We start from the raw sequence: 2236 nt of genomic DNA on the forward strand, positions 1-2236 counted from the left end.
ATGCCGACATAGACACGATCGGCAGATTGCCCAAAATTTAGCGAACTTATTTAAAATAAAGACAACGTTGAATTCAAAAATTGGTGAAACCAGCGTAAATCTATACCTTTATAACTCGATAAGGATCGAGCCATTTAATGTCCGATCATATCAAAAGCATAGAATCAGCATACCCAACTGTTTTGACAGACGGCAGCGCGGCCAACTCAATTGGAAACAGGCAAGATACCAGCAGCGCACTGGCTTTGAACATAGCTGAAGCAGCCTCAGACCGCAAGGGAGGTGATATTGTAGTACTCCGAGTGTCAGAGGTTTCTTATCTGGCCGATTATTTTATAATTGTCACTGGCTTTTCCAGGGTACAGGTGCGAGCTATTTCTCAAAGCATACAAGAAAAAGTAGAACAAGAACTGCAACGTCGTCCCCGCCGCATAGAGGGACTAGCAGAGGGAACCTGGGTAGTTCTGGACTACGGTGATGCGATCGCCCACATCTTGATGCCTCGCGAACGCGAGTTCTATAATCTGGAAGCGTTTTGGGGGCACGCAGAACGAATAGAACTGCCGCAAATCGAAACCAGTTGAGGTGAATGATGGAGTCTTCTGTTTCTATATGCCCAGTTCCATCCGAACAGCTACCCATCAACGAGTACCAAGAACTGAGAGAGTCTTGGTTCTTTAGTTGGGCAACTCTAGATTGGGTCAGCTACGTTAGAAAGATGGCTTGGGTGTGGGGTTGGAGTTGGTTGCTCACCGGGCCGGTGGCATCTGCCAGTTTTGCCCCTCAGAAGGCTCCAGGCCAGTTTATCTTATGTGGTGCGGCTCTATCCAGTTTTTTTATTGGTTTAGTTCTGCTACAACTATACTTGGGCTGGATGTACGTGCGCGATCGCTTGGCTTGTGTCAATGTGATATACGAAGAGTCTGGTTGGTACGACGGGCAATGCTGGACTAAACCTCCAGAAGTGTTTACCCGCGATCAACTGATTGCAACTTACGAAGTTCAACCGATTCTTCAACGCCTCCAACGTACCTTTGCAATCCTAGTTTTATCTTTTGGCATCGGCAGCCTCATTTGGATTATTCTGTGAGCGCTCAGCCGTGTAATGATTTTAGACAGAGAATAAATCTTCCGATCTAAAATCTAAAATTCCATCAATCCGTACCCCTTCAGTGATACATTCTTACCCATGACAAGGGGAAAAAGAACTCAATCCGCAGAATTAGAAGTAACGCTACTGCGAGAAGGCATTCCTGAATCAATCCATCGCGTCCAAGCGGTTGTTTGTGACGATCGCGGACGCATATTATCGGTAGCAGGGAACGCCGAAACCGCAACTTTTGCTCGTTCCGCGCTCAAACCTTTCCAAGCGCTAGCCGTCACCACTACCGGCACTCTGGAACGCTTCGGTTTGACAGATAGAGACTTGGCGATTATCTGTAGTTCCCACAAAGGCAAAATCGAGCAGGTACGTCAGGTTTTTAACGTTCTCTGGCGTTGCGATATCGACCCGTCGGCACTTCAATGTCCGATCCCGGAAGGTAAGCAAAGTCCGCTGGAATATAATTGCTCCGGCAAACACGCGGGAATGCTAGCCGTTTGCCAGCAACGTAATTGGCCTCTCAATACTTATTTACAGCGCAACCACCCGGTTCAGCAGCTAATCTTGAGCAAAGTGGCCGAACTCCTGCGAATGCCAGGAGAAGAGTTTATCAGCGCTCATGATGATTGTGGCGCTCCTACCTATTTCATGCAACTGGGACAAATGGGGACTTTGTATGCCCAGCTCTCCTCCGGTACAAATTTAGATATGGAGCGCATTGTCCGCGCCATGACACATCACCCAAATATGGTAGCTGGGGAAGGGGAATTCGATACGGAATTGATGCGCCAGACCCAAGGAGAATTGGTGAGTAAGGGTGGGGCAGAAGGAGTTCAGTGCATTGGTAGGGTAGGCGAAGGCATGGGGCTGGCAATAAAGGCGATCGACGGTACCAAGCGTGCCAAACACGCCGTTGCGATTCACCTGCTCAGACAAATGGGCTGGATTACTCCCAGCGTAGCGGAATCTATGTCTGAAACCTTCATCAGCTTGGGCAAGTACAAACGTCTGGAGGTGGTGGGGGAATTATCCTTGCTCTAGCTAGCTTTTTGCAAATATCCAAATTTTTTGGAAATGCCACTTGCAACTTTTTTGTGTTATTGTTATAGTTGTAAAGGCGACGCGGGATAGAGC

The 2236-nt window shown here is 48.0% G+C and carries 3 protein-coding genes; all 3 read left to right on the forward strand.

Annotated features, from left to right (window positions below):
- Nucleotides 1-137 precede the first annotated feature (137 nt).
- The 3 genes from rsfS to H6S82_RS29710 all read left to right on the forward strand — a co-directional run bounded on the left by rsfS (nt 138) and on the right by H6S82_RS29710 (nt 2143).
- Entirely contained in the window at nt 138-584 is a 447-nt protein-coding gene (gene rsfS / locus H6S82_RS29700) for a ribosome silencing factor (RefSeq protein WP_190464940.1), read from the forward strand.
- Between the two features lie 5 nt (nt 585-589).
- Nucleotides 590-1090 carry a CGLD27 family protein gene (locus tag H6S82_RS29705; protein ID WP_190464941.1) on the forward strand — a complete coding sequence of 167 codons (501 nt, stop codon included), beginning with the start codon at nt 590-592 and terminating at the stop codon, nt 1088-1090.
- Between the two features lie 99 nt (nt 1091-1189).
- Complete coding sequence (locus tag H6S82_RS29710; protein WP_190464942.1) at nt 1190-2143, forward strand: asparaginase; 954 nt, start codon at nt 1190-1192, stop codon at nt 2141-2143.
- Nucleotides 2144-2236 lie beyond the last annotated feature (93 nt).

The sequence above is a fragment of the Planktothrix sp. FACHB-1355 genome, from assembly GCF_014748295.1.
Classification (GTDB): domain Bacteria; phylum Cyanobacteriota; class Cyanobacteriia; order Cyanobacteriales; family Aerosakkonemataceae; genus Aerosakkonema; species Aerosakkonema funiforme_A.

Coding starts and splice junctions, on each gene's coding strand:
- rsfS (WP_190464940.1), top strand. CDS start 138: ATGTCCGATCATATCAAAAGCATAGAATCAGCATACCCAACTGTTTTG.
- H6S82_RS29705 (WP_190464941.1), top strand. CDS start 590: ATGATGGAGTCTTCTGTTTCTATATGCCCAGTTCCATCCGAACAGCTA.
- H6S82_RS29710 (WP_190464942.1), top strand. CDS start 1,190: ATGACAAGGGGAAAAAGAACTCAATCCGCAGAATTAGAAGTAACGCTA.